Below are 15,438 nucleotides of genomic sequence, written 5' to 3'. Positions count from 1 at the left end.
TGAACGCCCTTGACCGGCCCGGTGCGGGCCGGTGCCGTCCAAGAATGGACGCATGCCGCGCGCTCCGGTGCGGCGCAAGGAGACCCCATGCCACTGGCGACCCTGATCGGCCAATGGGCGATGCAGCCTTTCTCCAAGGCCCTGCCGCCGCTGGGCGACACCGAGCGTGCCGCGCTCGAGGCCGGCACGGTCGGGTTCGAAGGCCAGCTCTTCGCCGGGCGCCCCGATTTCGACGCGCTGACGGCCGCCGGCCCCAACCAGCTCAGCGCGCGCGAAGAAGCCTTCCTGGCGAACGAAGTGCCCGCGCTGTGCCGCATGCTCGACGACCACGCCATCGACCAGGCGCACGACCTGCCGCCCGAGGTGTGGCGCTTCCTGCGCGAGAAGCGCTTCTTCGGAATGATCATTCCCGAGGCTTTCGGCGGCCTGGGCTTCGGGCACTACGCGCATGCCACGGTGGTGGCGCGCATCGCGAGCGTCAACGTGGCAACGGCCGTCACGGTGATGGTGCCCAACTCGCTCGGGCCGGCCGAGCTGCTGCTGCGCTACGGCACCGACGCGCAGAAAGACCACTACCTGCCGCGCCTGGCCGACGGCCGCGAGCTGCCGTGCTTCGGCCTGACCTCGCCCTACGCGGGCTCCGACGCCGCCGCCATCCCCGACCGCGGCGTGCTCGTCGAGCGCGAGTTCCAGGGCCGGCGCACGCGCGGCTTCCTGGTCGATTTCGACAAGCGCTACATCACGCTCGCGCCGGTCGCCACCGTGGTCGGCCTGGCGTTCCATGCCATCGACGAAAGCCAGCGCGAGCTGGGCATCACCTGCGCGCTGATTCCCGTGCCGCACGAAGGCATGGAGATCGGCCGACGCCACCGCCCGATGGACAGCGCCTTCATGAACGGCCCGATCCACGGCCGGCAGGTGTTCGTGCCGATGGACTGGGTCATCGGCGGCGAGGCGCAGGTGGGGCAGGGCTGGCGCATGCTGATGGAATGCCTGGCCGCGGGCCGCGCCATCTCGCTGCCCGCGCTGGGCTCGGCCATGCAGCAGACCGCGCTGTACGTGAGCAACGCCTACGGCCAGATCCGCGAGCAGTTCGGCCTGCCGGTGGGCAAGTTCCATGCGGTGGCGGGGCTGGTCGCGCAGATGTCGGCCGAGCTGTATGCGAGCGATGCGGCGCGCCGCTTCACCGCCGCCGCGCTCGACGCCGGCGAGCGGCCCAGCGTGGCCAGCGCGATCCTCAAGGTGCAGCTCACCGAGGCCGGGCGGCGCGCGGTCAACCACGGCATGGACATCCTCGGCGGCAAGGGGATCATCTCGGGCCCGTCGAACCTGCTCGGCGTGGCCTACCGGCAGGCGCCGATCGCGATCACGGTGGAGGGCGCGAACATCCTCACGCGCGCGCTCATCGTGTTCGGGCAGGGCGCGGTGCGCTGCCATCCGCACGTGCTCGACGAGATGGCGGCGGTGCAGGCGAAGGACGAAACCGCGCTCGGCCAGGCGCTCCTCGCGCACGGCAGGCATGTGGCGCGCAACCTGTGGCACAGCCTGTTCGGCGCGCCGGTGCTCGGCGATCCGCCCGCGGCGCTGGCGGCCGAAGCGCGGCTCATCGCGCGCATGAGCGCCAAGTACGCGCTCACAGCCGACCTGGCGATGGGGCTGCTCGGCGGCAAGCTCAAGCGCATGGAGCTGCTGTCGGCGCGGCTGGGCGACGTGCTGGCGCACCTGTACCTGGCGAGCGCCTGCGTGTGGCGCTACCGCGTCGATGCGGCGCCCGAGCTGCTGCCCTTTGCGCAGGCCGCGATCCGGCTGCAGCTGGACGAGGCCGGCAAGATCCTGCGCGACCTGTACGCCAACCTGCCGACGCCGGGGCGGCGCCTGCTGGGCGCGCTGGTGCTGCGCCGCACCGCGCATCTGGCGCCGCTGCGCGACGTGCAACTGATGGCACTGGCCGAGCTGCTGCGCACGCGCCCGGAGGTGGTCGCGCGGCTCGTGCCCGATCTGTCGGAGCCCGGCCCGGGCGGCCTGCGCGACCTGATGCAGGCGATGGCGCTCGGCGCGCAACTGGGCGACGAGACCGCCGCGCTCAACAAGGTGCTGCGCCGCACGCGCTCGCTCGACGAGGCCGCGCGCTCGGCCACCGACCCCGCGCTGGCGCTGGCCTACCTGCAGGCGGCCGACAAGGTCATTCAGGTCGACGACTTCGAAGGGCCGGCGCGCAACGCGGACGGCAGCGCCGGCCTCAGCGCGCCTGCTGCGCCGCCAGTGCCGTCAGCGCTGCCGCCGTCTGCTCGTCCGCCGGAAAGAACGACTCCACCGCGAGTTCCTGCAGCGTGACGTCCACCGGCGTGCCGAAGATCGTGATGGTGCTGATGAAGCTCAGCACGCCGCTGGGCATGACCACCTGGAACGGCACGGCCACCGCCGACAGCGCGGTGTCGAGCAGCGGCGCGTCGTGGCTCACGGCCGGCGGCGGGTAGCCCTCCAGCTCGTCGTGCAGCGCCTGCAGCACGGTGTCGCCGGTGGCGGCGATCTGCTGCTGCAGCCGCTCCAGCAGGTGCGTGCGCCACTGCGCGAGGTTTGCGATGCGCGGCGCCACGCCCTCGGGGTGCAGGCTCAGGCGCAGCACGTTGATCGGCGGCTTCAGCAGCTCGGCCGAGCAGCCTTCCATGAGCAGCGGCACCAGCGCGTTGTGCGCCACCAGGTTCCAGTGCCGGTCCACGGCCAGCGCGGGGAAGGGCTCGTGGCCCTTCAGCACGAGGTCGATGGCGCGGCGCGCCGAGGCCATGGCGGGGTCGTCGAGCGAGCGCTGGCGGTACATGGGCGCGAAGCCGGCGGCAACCAGCAGCGCGTTGCGCTCGCGCAGCGGCACGTCCAGGCGCTCGGCCAGGCGCAGCACCATCTCGCGGCTGGGTGCGGCGCGGCCGGTTTCCACGTAGCTCAGGTGGCGGGTCGACACCTCGGCCTCCTGGGCCAGATCGAGCTGGCTCAGGCGGCGGTGGGTGCGCCAGTGCCGCAGGTGGGCGCCGAACGGATCGCGCGCGCCGGGAAGGCCGGCGGCGGCGGCCTTGGACGAATGGGTGCGGGGGGTGTTCATGGAGCCGCATTCTGGCGCGACGGCGCCGCCGCGCCATGACCTCCCAGGTCATCGACGCGATCCACGTCCGGCGGAATCATCGACCCCAACGCAGCAGGACTGGCCTGCCGCGTACCCACCCAGGAGATCCACATGTCTGTTTTCGCTTCCCCCCGCTTCCTGCCGAACGTGATGTGGGCCGACGCCGCTTCGTGCGCCGCGACCGGCGCGCTGCAGGTGGCGTTCACCGATGCCCTCGCCTCCCTGACCGGCCTGCCGGCCTGGTTGCTCATGGGCACTGGCGTGTTCTTGCTGGCCTACGCGGCCGCCGCCGCCTTCATGGCCAGCCGCGCCACGCCGCCGCGCACGCTGATCGGCCTCGTGATCGTCGGCAACTTCGCCTGGGCGGTGGCCTGCGTGGCGCTGCTGGTGAGCGGCGTGTTCGCGGTCACCGCGCTCGGCACGGCCTGGGTGCTGGCGCAGGCGCTGTGCGTGGTCGTGCTGGCCGAGCTGCAGTGGACCGGGCTGCGCCGCACCCGGGGCGCCGCCGGCATGGCGATGGCCTGAGCGCCTGACCGTCCGCCCCACGCCCGCCGCACCCCGTGCGGCGGGCGTTTTCGCTATGAGAACGATAGTTCCGGAAGAGCCCGACAAGGAAGACCGACTACAGCCACTGACATTGAACCTCGCTATCCTTGAGAGGCTTCCACGAACACACAGGAGTCTTCTCATGGCCAAAGCCCCGGCGCACGCGTTTGCGTCCACCCTCAAGACCTTCAAGACCGCGTCGGGCAAGTCCGGCAAGTACTGGTCGCTGAAGGAACTGGCCAAGCAGTACCCCTCGGTGGAGCGCCTGCCGGTGTCGATCCGCATCGTGCTCGAGTCGGTGCTGCGCAACTGCGACGGCCAGAAGGTGTCGGCCAAGCACGTCGAGGAACTGGCCCACTGGGCGCCCAATGCCGAGCGCACCGACGAAATTCCCTTTGTCGTCACCCGCGTGGTGCTGCAGGACTTCACCGGCGTGCCGCTGCTGGCCGACCTGGCCGCCATGCGCAGCGTGGCCGCCAAGCTGAACAAGTCGCCCAAGACCATCGAGCCGCTGGTGCCCGTCGACTTGGTGGTCGACCACTCGGTGATGGTCGACTACTACGGCACGCCCAAGGCGCTGGACCTGAACATGAAGCTGGAATTCCAGCGCAACAACGAGCGCTACCAGTTCATGAAGTGGGGCATGCAGGCCTTCGACACCTTCGGCGTCGTGCCGCCGGGCTTCGGCATCGTGCACCAGGTCAACCTCGAGTACTTTGCGCGCGGCGTCTACAAGAGCCCGGCCGACAAGAGCGACACGCCGGTGTACTACCCCGACTCGCTGGTGGGCACCGACAGCCACACCACCATGATCAATGGCATCGGCGTGGTCGGCTGGGGCGTGGGCGGCATCGAGGCCGAGGCCGCCATGCTGGGCCAGCCGGTCTACATGCTCACGCCCGACGTGGTGGGCTTCGAGCTCACCGGCAAGCTGCGCGAAGGCGTCACGGCCACCGACCTGGTGCTGTACGTCACCTCGATCCTGCGCGCCGAAAAGGTCGTGGGCAAGTTCGTCGAGTTCTTCGGCCCCGGTGCCGCGTCCATCGCCGTGCCCGACCGCGCCACCATCGGCAACATGGCGCCCGAGTACGGCGCCACCATGGGCTTCTTCCCGGTCGACGAGATGACCGTGGCCTACTTCGAAGGCACGGGCCGCACCAAGGAAGAAGTGGAGCGCTTCGCCGCCTACTACAAGGCGCAGGGCCTGTTCGGCATGCCCGCCCCGGGCGACATCGACTACACCAAGGTCGTCAAGCTCGACCTGGGCACCGTCTCGCCCAGCCTGGCCGGCCCCAAGCGCCCGCAGGACCGCATCAACCTGGGCGACCTGTCGACCAAGTTCGCCGAGCTGTACAGCAAGCCCAACGACGCCAACGGCTTCAACCAGCCGGCCGACAAGCTCAAGCAGCGCTACGCGCTGACGCGCGAAGGCCAGAGCGGCGACACCGAAGTGCCCCCGCCGCCGCCCGGCTCGCCGCGCCCGGTCATCGAGATGGTGGCCAACCGCTCGACCAAGGCCGCGGCCCACACCAGCGCCACGGCGCCGTCGGCGCCCAAGGGCGACGTCACCATCGGCAACGGCGACGTGCTCATTGCGGCCATCACCTCGTGCACCAACACCTCCAACCCGAGCGTGATGCTTGCGGCCGGCATCCTGGCCAAGAAGGCGGTGGAAGCGGGCCTGAAGGTGCAGCCGCACATCAAGACCTCGCTGGCCCCGGGCTCGCGCATCGTCACCGAATACCTGGAGAAGGCGGGCCTGCTGCCGTACCTGGAGAAGCTGGGCTTCTACCTCGCGGGTTACGGCTGCACCACCTGCATCGGCAACGCCGGCGACCTCACGCCCGAGATCAACGAGGCCATCACGAAGAACGACCTCATCGGCGCGGCCGTGCTGTCGGGCAACCGCAACTTCGAGGCGCGCATCCATCCGAACCTGAAGGCCAACTTCCTGGCTTCGCCGCCGCTGGTGGTGGCCTTCGCCATCGCGGGCAACGTGATGACCGACCTCATGACCCAGCCCGTGGGCAAGGGCAAGGGCGGCAAGGACGTGTACCTGGGCGACATCTGGCCCACGCCGAAGGAGATCGATGACAACCTGCGCTTCGCGATGAACGCCAAGTCGTTCCGCGCGAACTACGAGAAGGTCAAGAGCGATCCGGGCAAGTTCTGGACGAGCATCAAGGGCACGACCGGCCAGGTCTACGACTGGCCCACCTCGACCTACATCGCCGAGCCGCCGTTCTTCGAGGGCTTTCAGATGCAGCCGCACGCGTCGGACGCGGGCATCCAGGGCGCGCGCGTCATGGCGCTGTTCGGCGACTCGATCACCACCGACCACATCTCGCCGGCCGGCTCCATCAAGGAAAGCTCGCCCGCGGGCATCTGGCTCAAGGCGCACGGCGTGCCCAAGGCCGACTTCAACAGCTACGGCTCGCGCCGCGGCAACCACGACGTGATGGTGCGCGGCACCTTCGCCAACGTGCGCATCAAGAACCTGATGATTCCGCCGGACGCCAACGGCACGCAGGAAGAGGGCGGCGTCACGCTGTTCCAGCCGGGCGGCGAAAAGATGTTCATCTACGACGCCGCCATGAAGTACATGGCAGCGGGCACGCCCACCATCGTGTTCGGCGGCGAGGAGTACGGCACGGGCTCGTCGCGCGACTGGGCCGCCAAGGGCACGCAGTTGCTGGGCATCAAGGCCGTGGTGGCGCGCAGCTTCGAGCGCATCCACCGCGCCAACCTGGTCGGCATGGGCGTGCTGCCGCTGCAGTTCCGCGGCGCCGATTCGTGGCAGACGCTGGGCCTCACGGGTGAGGAAAAGATCGACGTCGTGATCGGCGGCGAGCTCAAGCCGCAGATGGACGTGAAGCTGGTCGTGCACCGCGCCGACGGCACGCACCAGGAGGTGACGGTGCGCCTGCGCATCGACACGCCGATCGAGGTCGACTACTACAAGCACGGCGGCATCCTGCCGTTCGTGCTGCGGCAGCTGCTGGCGGCCTGATCGCTTGATCCGCGTCGGGCTCATCTCCGACACCCACGGCCTGCTGCGCCCGCAGGCCGTGGCGGCTTTGCAGGGCAGCGACTTCATCGTGCACGGCGGGGACATCGGCGACGCCGGCATCCTCGACGCACTCGCCGCGATCGCGCCGCTGACGGTGGTGCGCGGCAACAACGACCGCGAGGCGTGGGCCGGGGCCGTTCCAGAGACGGCATTCCTGAAGGTCGGCGACGTGCATGTCTACGCGATCCACGACCTTTCTCAGATCGACATCGACCCCGCCGGTGCCGGTGTGCGTGTCGTGATCTCCGGCCATTCGCACCAACCCAAGGTCGAGGAGCGCGGCGGCGTGCTCTACGTCAACCCGGGCAGCGCCGGCCCGCGCCGATTCAAGCTGCCTATCGCCGTGGCCGAACTGATCGTCGACGGCGACACCGTCAGCGCGCGCATCGTCGAACTGCCCTTGTGAGCGGGGCGGGGTCGAATACCCCTAATTGAGAATAAATCTTATTTGATGGGGTATCCTCGGGCCGTTCTTTGAAAAATGCACCACATCGGGGCATTTTCAAAGAACGTTCTTCTGTTCCGAGATGCTCATTCCCTTTCTCATCATGCTGCGCGAAGGCATCGAGGCCGCGCTCATCGTCGGCATCGTTGCCAGTTACCTGAAACAAAGCGGTCGCGGCGTGCTGATGCCCGCGGTGTGGGTCGGCGTGCTGCTGGCCACCGCGCTGTCGCTCTTTGCCGGCGCCGGCCTGCAACTGCTGGCGGCCGAGTTTCCGCAGAAGCAGCAGGAGCTGTTCGAGGGCGTGGTCGGGCTCATCGCCGTGGTCATGCTGACCACGATGGTGTTCTGGATGCGCAAGGCGGCCCGCTCCATCAAGGGCGAGTTGCATGCGTCGATCGACAAGGCGCTGGCGCAGCATGCCGACGGGCAGGGCTGGGCGCTGATCGGCATGGTGTTCCTGGCGGTCGCGCGCGAGGGGCTGGAGTCGGTCTTCTTCCTGCTGGCCGTGTTCCAGCAGAGCACCGGCTGGGAAGCGCCGGTGGGCGCGCTCGCGGGCATCGCCGTGTCGGTGGTGGTTGGCTGGGGCATCTACTCGGGCGGCGTGCGGCTCGACCTGCGCCGCTTCTTCCGCTTCACGGGCCTGTTCATCCTACTGGTCGCCGCCGGGCTGCTGGCGGGCGTGCTGCGCAAGCTGCACGAGGCCGGCGTGTGGAACCAGTTGCAGACCGTGGTGTTCGACATGAGCGAAACCCTGCCGATGGACAGCCCCGTGGGCGCCGTGCTGTCGGGCCTGCTGGGCTACCAGGCCGCGCCCGTGGTGGGCGAGGTGATCGTCTACCTGGCCTTCCTGGCCGTGGCCCTGTTCTTCTTCCTGCGCCCGGCGGCTGCTGCGGCGCCGCGCACGGCGACTGCCGGCTGACTTTTTTCCCTGATGTCTTCTTCCTCTCCTTCTTCGCCATCGACGCTCATGCGCGTCACCGTGGGCGCCTCGGCGCTGCTGGTCGTCGCCGGCCTTGCGGCCTTCTGGTACGCCTCGAACCAGGCGCGCAAGGCGCCGCCCAAGGCGGTCGACCATGCCGTCACCGTCACGATCCGCGGCAACGCCTGCGACCCGAACGAGATCACCGTGCCCGCGGGCCGCACGACCTTCACCATCGTCAACCAGTCGAACCGCGCGCTCGAGTGGGAAATTCTCGACGGCGTGATGGTGGTCGAAGAGCGCGAGAACATCGCGCCCGGCTTCTCGCAGACCATGACGGTCAAGCTCTCGCCGGGCGATTTCGCCATCACCTGCGGCCTGCTGAGCAACCCGCGCGGCAAGCTGCACGTCACGCCGTCGGCGGCCTCGCTGGCCGAGGAGGCGCGGCCCTCGCTCGTCAACTACGTGGGCGCGCTGGCCGAGTACCAGGTGTTCCTGCGGCTGGAGGCCGCCACGCTCGACGACGCGGTGCGCGCGCTGGCCGATGTCGTCAAGGCCGGCGACCTGGCGCAGGCGCGCGCGCTCTACGCGCCGGCCCACCAGGCCTACAAGCGCATCGAGCCGATGGCCGAGCTGTTCGCCGACCTCGACGCGCGCATCAACGCCCGCGCCGACTACTTCGAGAAGCGCGAGGCCGACCCGGGCTTCAGCGGCTTCCATCGCATCGAGTACGCGCTGTACGGCCAGGGCGATCCCAAAGCATTGGCCCCGGTCCTCGAGAAGCTGCTGGCCGACACCGAGACGCTGCAGGCGCGCTTGCGCGAGTTGAGCGTGCCGCCCGAGCGGCTCGCCAGCGCCGCCTCGAAGCTGCTGCGCCGCGTGGCCGACAACCTGCCCGCCGGCGGCGAGGACCACTACGGCCACGCCGAGCTGGTGAACCTGCAGGGCAGCTACGAAGGCACCAAGAAGATCGCCGACCTGCTGCAGCCGCTGCTGGTGAAGGCCGCGCCCGCGCAGCAGAAGGCCGTGGACGAGCGCTTTGCCGCCTTCGACGCCGCACTGGCGCCGTACCGCGCCGGCGAAGGCTTCCAGCCCGCGCCACTGGACGAGGCACAGCGCCAGGCGCTGGCCGTGCCGGTGCGTGCGCTGGCCGAGGAACTGGGCAAGGTGAACGCCGCGCTCGGTCTGGAATGAGTTGAGAGAGAACGACGACCCCATGGAACCGACGAAGAAGAACGACACCGCTCCTGCCTCGCCGCACCGCCGCCGCATGCTCGGCGCCGCGGGCGTGGCCTTTGCCGGGCTCGCCGCCAGCGCGCGCGCCGGCGCGGCCATTCCGGGCCCGCCCGACACCGGCGCGCAGGTCACCGACGCGCCGCAGAGCACCCACACGCAAGACCGCGTGCCCTTCCGCGGCAAGCACCAGGCGGGCGTGGTCACGCCGCGCCCGACGGCCGGCATGATCGCCTCGTTCTATGTGCTGGCAGAGAACCGCGCCGACCTGGAACGGCTGATGCGCACGCTCACCGAGCGCATCGCCTTCCTCACGCAGGGCGGCCCGCAGACCGACCCCGACCCCAAGCTGCCGCCCGCGGGCTCCGGCATCCTCGGCCCGGTGGTGCAGCCCGACGGGCTCACCGTGACGGTGTCGGTCGGTGCGTCGCTGTTCGACGAGCGCTTCGGCCTCGACAAGAAGAAGCCGCTGCGCCTGAAGCCGATGCAGCGCCACCCGAACGACGCGCTCGACGCCGCGCTGTGCCACGGCGACCTGTCGATCCAGTTCTGCGCCAACACGCCCGACACCAACATCCACGCGCTGCGCGACATCATCAAGAACACGCCCGACCTGCTGGTGCTGCACTGGAAGCAGGAAGGCTCCGTGCCGCCGATCCCGGCCGTGGCGGGCCAGCCCGCGGAGAGCGCGCGCAACTTCCTCGGTTTTCGCGACGGCTCGGCCAACCCCGACTCGGCGGACGACACGCTCATGAACAAGCACGTCTGGGTGCAGCCGAACGGCGACGAGCCCGCCTGGGCCGTGGGCGGCAGCTACCAGGCGGTGCGCATCATCCGCAACTTCGTGGAGCGCTGGGACCGCACGCCGCTGCAGGAGCAGGAGGCCATCATGGGCCGCCTCAAGCCCAGCGGCGCGCCGCTGGACGGCGGCAAGACCGAGCACGACGTGCCGGACTACACCAAGGACCCCGAAGGTAAGGCGACGCCGATGGACGCGCACATCCGCCTGGCGAACCCGCGCACCAAGGCCTCGGACGCCAACCTGATGCTGCGCCGGCCCTTCAACTACTCGAACGGCGTCACCAAGTCGGGCCAGCTCGAGATGGGCCTGCTGTTCATCTGCTACCAGGCCGACCTCGAGAAGGGCTTTGTCGCCGTGCAGACCCGCCTGGATGGCGAGCCGCTCGAGGAATACATCAAGCCCATCGGCGGCGGTTTCTTCTTCACGCTGCCCGGCGTGCAGGGCGCCGACGACTGGCTCGGGCGCAGCCTGCTGGCCGCCTGAGCCTTGCTTCCCCTTTTCATCACCACCGCATCGCATCCAAGGAGATCCATGACCGTGCAGTTCCGCCGCCGCTTCCTCGCCGCTTTCGTCGCAGGCTTTGCCGGGCTCTACGCCGTCGGCGCGCAGGCCGCCGTGTCGCCACTCGAGCTGGTCGGTCCGATCTCGGACTACAAGATTTACGTGACGCAGAACGTGCGCAAGCTGGCCGCCGACGTGCGCGTGTTCACCGCCGCCGTGAAGGCCGGCGACATCGAGAAGGCCAAGAAGCTCTACGCGCCCACGCGCACCAGCTACGAACGCGTGGAGCCCGTGGCCGAGCTGTTCACCGACCTCGACCAGTCGATCGACTCGCGCGCAGACGACCACGAGAAGGCCGAGAAAGACCCGGCCTTCATCGGCTTCCACCGCATCGAGTACAGCCTGTGGACGCTCAAGAGCACCAAGGACCTGAACCCCGTGGCCGACAAGCTGCTGGCCGACGTGCTCGAGCTGCAAAAGCGCCTGGGCGCGCTGACCTTCCCGCCCGAGAAGGTCGTGGGCGGCGCCGCCGTGCTGATGGAAGAGGTGGCCGCCACCAAGATTTCCGGCGAGGAAAACCGCTACAGCCACACCGACCTGTGGGATTTCCAGTCGAACTTCGAGGGCGCCTACAAGATCGTCGAACTGCTGCGCCCGCTGGTCGTGAAGCAGGACAAGCCCTTCGCCGAGAAGGCCGACGCCAACTTCAAGGTGGTGTTCGACACGCTGGCCAAGTACCGCACGGCCGACGGCGGCTTCGAAACCTATTCGAAGCTCACTGAGCGCGACCGCAAGATGCTGGCCGGCCGGGTGAACACGCTGGCGGAAGACCTGTCCAAGCTGCGCGGGATGCTCGGATTGAACTGAGTCCGGCCCCGGGGGACGCGCTCATTTCCGGCTGACCCGGGACTTTTTGGGGTTGGTCAGGTTTTCGCGAGTGAGAATTGCTAGCATCTGGCTTTTGCTTACTGGCGTGTCCCGGGGTTTCCGGGGGGCGCACCTCCACCGTGCGAAACAACGACCTCGGCGCAGCGCCGACCACCACCGCGCTGAGCCTCGACCAGCTTCCGTCCCATCAGTGGGCCACCGTGCTCGACGTGGCCCGCCCTGACAGCGCGGACGACCGCGAGCTGGTGCTGCGCCTGACCGAAATCGGCTTCGTGCCGGGCGAGGCCGTGCGCATCGTCGCCACCGGCACCCCGGGCCGCGAGCCGCTGGCCGTGCGCCTGGGCCACACCACCTTCGCGCTGCGCCGCCACGAGGCCGCGCTGATCCACGTCACGCCGGGGGCCGCGAACCATGGTTGAAGCCGTCATCCAGGGGCCGGGCCGTCTCGGCGCCACCGCGCAGCCCGCGCGCATCGCGCTGCTGGGCAACCCCAACTGCGGCAAGACCGCGCTCTTCAACCTGCTGACCGGCAGCCGCCAGAAGGTCGCCAACTACGCCGGCGTGACCGTCGAGCGCAAGGAAGGCACGCTGCGCACGCCGACGGGCCGCCGCGTGTTCGTGCTCGACCTGCCGGGCGCCTACAGCCTGAACGCGCTGAGTGCCGACGAAGCCGTCACGCGCGACATCGTCACCGGCCAGGCGCAGGAAGCGCTGCCCGACCTGCTCGTGTGCGTGACCGACGCCACCAACCTGCGCCTGAACCTGCGGCTGGTGCTCGAAGCGCGCCAGCTCGGCCTGCCGATGGTGGTGGCGCTCAACATGACCGACATGGCCAGGAAGCAGGGCATCGCGGTCGACACCGCCGTGCTCTCGCGCGAACTCGGCGTGCCGGTGATCGAGACCGTGGGTGTCCACACCGGCGGCGCGAAGAACCTGCTCGAGGCGCTCGACGCACCGGTCGCCGCCGCCGCGCCGCAGCCTTGGAAGGCGCCCGGCCTGGACGACGTGCTCGCCACGCAGCGCGAGGTGCGCCGCATCCTCGGCCTGGCCGTGAAGGAGCCCGTGGGCAGCCTGGACACCAGCGACCGCATCGACCGCGTCGTGATGCACCCGGTGTGGGGCATGCTGGTGCTGGCCGTCACCATGTTCCTGATGTTCCAGGCCGTGTTCAGCTGGGCCAACGTGCCGATGGACGCCATCAAGGCCGGCACCGAAGGGCTGGGCAACCTCATCAAGACGCACATGCCCGAGGGCATGCTGCAGAGCCTGCTGGTCGACGGCGTGATCGCGGGCGTGGGCGGCGTGATCGTGTTCCTGCCGCAGATCCTGATCCTGTTCCTGTTCATCCTGGCGCTCGAAGACTCCGGCTACCTGCCGCGCGCGGCCTTCCTGCTCGACCGCCTGATGGGCACCGTGGGCCTGTCGGGCCGCTCGTTCATTCCGCTGCTGTCGAGCTTTGCCTGCGCCATTCCGGGCGTGATGGCCACGCGCACCATCAGCAACTGGCGGGACCGCATCACGACCATCATGATCGCGCCGCTCATGACCTGCTCGGCGCGGCTGCCGGTGTATGCGCTGCTGATCGCGGCCTTCATTCCGGCGCGTACCGTGGGCGGCATCTTCAACCTGCAGGGCGTGGTGCTGTTCGCGCTGTATGTGTTCGGCATCGTCTCGGCAATGGCCGTGGCCTGGGTGATGAAGCGCTTTCGCGACAGCACGCGGCACTCGCCACTCTTGATGGAGCTGCCGGCCTACCGCTGGCCGAACCTGCGCAACCTGGCGCTGGGCCTCTATGAGCGGGCATGGATCTTCATCCAGCGCGTCGGCACGATCATCCTCACGCTCACGATCCTGCTGTGGTTCTTGTCGACCTTCCCGTCGCCGCCCGAGGGCGCGACCGGCCCCGCCATCCAGTACAGCCTGGCCGGCATGATCGGCCGCGGGCTGGAGCACATCTTTGCGCCCATCGGCTTCAACTGGCAGATTTCCATCGCGCTGGTGCCGGGCATGGCCGCACGCGAAGTCGCGGTGGGCGCGCTGGGCACGGTGTATGCGCTCTCGGCCACTGGCGACGACGTGGCCAGCGCGCTGGAGCCGCTCATCGCCGGCAGCTGGTCGCTGGCGACCGCGCTGTCGCTGCTGGTCTGGTACGTGTTCGCGCCGCAGTGCATCTCGACGCTGGCGGCCGTCAAGCGCGAAACCGGCTCCTGGAAATACGTGTGGATCATGGCGGGCTACTTATTCGCCCTGGCATACGTGGCATGCTTCTTGACCTATCGCATTGCACTCGCTTTCGGCGCGGGGTAAAACCACAGGGAAAGGGTTGAAGAAGACATGACACAGCAACTGATCGTCGGATTGATCGTCGCGGCCGCCGCGCTCTACGCGGTCTGGCGCTGGATGCCTGCCGGCTGGCGCCGTGGCGCCGCGCGCAAGTTCGCGGCCGGCACGCAGCGCGCGGGCCTCATCGACCAAGCCCGTGCCGATCAGCTCGCCGCCTCGCTGGCCAAGACCTCGGGCTGCGGCTCGTGCGACAGCTGCGGCAGCTGTGCCCCCAAGAAACCCGCTGGCGCCGACCCGGCCGACAGCCACAGCAGCCCCGCGCTGACTTCCACCACGCCCAGCACCGGACGCTGAGTCCGATGCCCGCGCACATCCTCGTCGCCGGGGGCGGGATCGGGGGGCTGGCCACGGCGCTGGCGTTGTCCCGTGCCCACCACCGCGCCGACGTCTTCGAACAGGCCGCCGACTTCGGCGAAATCGGCGCCGGCGTGCAGCTCGGCCCCAATGCCACCCGCCGCCTTCACCAACTCGACCTCGGCCGCGGCCTCGTCGCCATCGCGGCGCGCCCCGAGGCGCTCGTGGTCCACAGCGCCGGCAGCGGCGCCGAACTGGCGCGCATGCCCCTGGGCGAGGCCATGCAGCAGCGCTACGGCGCGCCGTACTGCTGCGTGCACCGCGCCGACCTGCACACGCTGCTGCTCGATGCCGTGCGCGCGCAGGGCACGGGCTCGCTGGTCACGGCCGCGCGCATCCGGCAGGTCGAGACCAGCGACGACCTCGTCTGCGTCTCGAGCACCGACGCGCGTGCGTGGGAGGGCGAGGCGCTGGTGGGGGCCGATGGCCTGTGGAGCCTGGTGCGGGCACAGCTTGAATCCGAATCTGCTGAAGCGCCGCCGCGCGTGACGGGCCACACAGCGTGGCGTGCGTTGGTGCGTCAGGCCGATCTGCCGGCGGCGCTGCGCCGTTCGCGCGTCGATGTGTGGCTCGGGCCGCGTTTGCATGCGGTCGCGTACCCGGTGCGCGCGGGGGATGCGCTCAACGTCGTCGTGATTGCCGAATCTGCACCCGCGGGCGATGCGCGCGATTGGGACCAGGCCAGCAGCCTTGTGGCGCTGAAGCAGGCGATGGGGCGCAGCTGTGCGAATCTTCAGTCATTGCTCGATGCGATGCCGAGTTGGCGCGCGTGGACGCTGAGCGACCGTGCGCCCGTGGCCGGCCCTGGCGACATGGCGCATGAGCGTGTCGCGCTGGTGGGCGATGCCGCGCATCCGATGGTGCCGTACCTTGCGCAAGGCGCTGGCATGGCGATCGAAGATGCGGTCGCGTTGGCGGATGCCTTGGGCGATACCTCGGCGTTGGGGGTGCCGGCTGCGTTTGCACGCTATGCCGATGCGCGCTGGGAACGCAACGCGCAAGTGCAGGCGCGTGCGCGTCGCAATGGCGAGATCTTTCACGCCACCGGGGCGGTGCGTTTGGGGCGTGACATGGCGATGCGCTTGTTGGGGTCCCGGTTGCTCGATCAGCCCTGGCTGTACGGCGGTTGATCCAGGGCGCGTGCCCAGGCCACCGGGTACTTCCCTCCGCGAATGTCCCCCGGGGCTTCGCCCCTCCTCCTTGATTTCGCTGCGGGAAGCAC

Annotated in this window: 13 protein-coding genes; 12 read left to right on the top strand and 1 reads right to left on the bottom strand. The window is 69.5% G+C overall.

What is annotated here, in order from left to right; translation table 11 throughout:
* Positions 1 to 87: 87 nt before the first annotated feature.
* On the top strand, positions 88 to 2,334 hold the full coding sequence (locus AC07SQ_RS06550) for an acyl-CoA dehydrogenase (RefSeq protein ID WP_495271870.1): 2,247 nt from the start codon (positions 88 to 90) through the stop codon (positions 2,332 to 2,334).
* On the opposite strand, the gene AC07SQ_RS06545 is transcribed toward AC07SQ_RS06550, so the two are convergent.
* The gene (locus AC07SQ_RS06545) at positions 2,240 to 3,094 is read right to left on the bottom strand and encodes a helix-turn-helix domain-containing protein (protein ID WP_062477152.1); all 855 of its coding nucleotides are present in this window, start codon (positions 3,092 to 3,094) and stop codon (positions 2,240 to 2,242) included. The two genes, AC07SQ_RS06550 and AC07SQ_RS06545, sit on opposite strands and share 95 nt — an antisense overlap.
* Positions 3,095 to 3,226: 132 nt before the next feature.
* Here AC07SQ_RS06545 and AC07SQ_RS06540 point away from each other — a divergent pair, with 132 nt between their 5' ends.
* From AC07SQ_RS06540 to AC07SQ_RS06490, 11 genes are all read left to right on the top strand, one after another.
* The gene (locus AC07SQ_RS06540; RefSeq protein WP_495271869.1) at positions 3,227 to 3,640 is read left to right on the top strand and encodes a hypothetical protein; all 414 of its coding nucleotides are present in this window, start codon (positions 3,227 to 3,229) and stop codon (positions 3,638 to 3,640) included.
* Positions 3,641 to 3,803: 163 nt separating this feature from the next.
* Complete coding sequence (locus AC07SQ_RS06535) at positions 3,804 to 6,671, top strand: aconitate hydratase (protein WP_095746438.1); 2,868 nt, start codon at positions 3,804 to 3,806, stop codon at positions 6,669 to 6,671.
* 4 nt (positions 6,672 to 6,675) lie between these two features.
* Positions 6,676 to 7,137: a metallophosphoesterase family protein gene (locus AC07SQ_RS06530; RefSeq protein ID WP_095746437.1), complete on the top strand. Its 462-nt coding sequence runs from the start codon at positions 6,676 to 6,678 to the stop codon at positions 7,135 to 7,137.
* A 121-nt stretch (positions 7,138 to 7,258) separates the two neighbouring features.
* Positions 7,259 to 8,095, top strand: coding sequence for an iron uptake transporter permease EfeU (gene efeU / locus AC07SQ_RS06525; RefSeq protein WP_099795612.1), 837 nt, complete (start codon positions 7,259 to 7,261; stop codon positions 8,093 to 8,095).
* A gap of 12 nt (positions 8,096 to 8,107) precedes the next feature.
* Positions 8,108 to 9,289: an iron uptake system protein EfeO gene (efeO, locus tag AC07SQ_RS06520; RefSeq protein ID WP_495271868.1), complete on the top strand. Its 1,182-nt coding sequence runs from the start codon at positions 8,108 to 8,110 to the stop codon at positions 9,287 to 9,289.
* A 22-nt stretch (positions 9,290 to 9,311) separates the two neighbouring features.
* Entirely contained in the window at positions 9,312 to 10,613 is a 1,302-nt protein-coding gene (efeB, locus tag AC07SQ_RS06515) for an iron uptake transporter deferrochelatase/peroxidase subunit (RefSeq protein WP_159275669.1), read from the top strand.
* Between the two features lie 48 nt (positions 10,614 to 10,661).
* Positions 10,662 to 11,498, top strand: a complete 837-nt coding sequence (efeO, locus tag AC07SQ_RS06510; RefSeq protein WP_082818180.1) for an iron uptake system protein EfeO — start codon at positions 10,662 to 10,664, stop codon at positions 11,496 to 11,498.
* A 140-nt stretch (positions 11,499 to 11,638) separates the two neighbouring features.
* A complete protein-coding gene (locus tag AC07SQ_RS06505; RefSeq protein ID WP_070062301.1) occupies positions 11,639 to 11,938 on the top strand; it encodes a FeoA family protein in 300 nt (99 codons plus the stop codon).
* Entirely contained in the window at positions 11,931 to 13,826 is a 1,896-nt protein-coding gene (gene feoB / locus AC07SQ_RS06500) for a ferrous iron transporter B (protein WP_495271867.1), read from the top strand. The genes AC07SQ_RS06505 and feoB overlap by 8 nt, the downstream gene beginning before the upstream one ends.
* Positions 13,827 to 13,853: 27 nt before the next feature.
* Positions 13,854 to 14,156 (top strand): DUF6587 family protein, encoded by a 303-nt coding sequence (locus tag AC07SQ_RS06495; RefSeq protein WP_062477175.1) that lies wholly within the window; start codon positions 13,854 to 13,856, stop codon positions 14,154 to 14,156.
* Positions 14,157 to 14,161: 5 nt separating this feature from the next.
* Complete coding sequence (locus AC07SQ_RS06490) at positions 14,162 to 15,346, top strand: FAD-dependent monooxygenase (RefSeq protein WP_495271866.1); 1,185 nt, start codon at positions 14,162 to 14,164, stop codon at positions 15,344 to 15,346.
* The last annotated feature ends 92 nt before the right edge of the window (positions 15,347 to 15,438 follow it).

The organism is Variovorax sp. GW821-FHT06D12, assembly GCF_059419205.1.
This window is presented reverse-complemented; position numbering and strand designations above follow the sequence as displayed.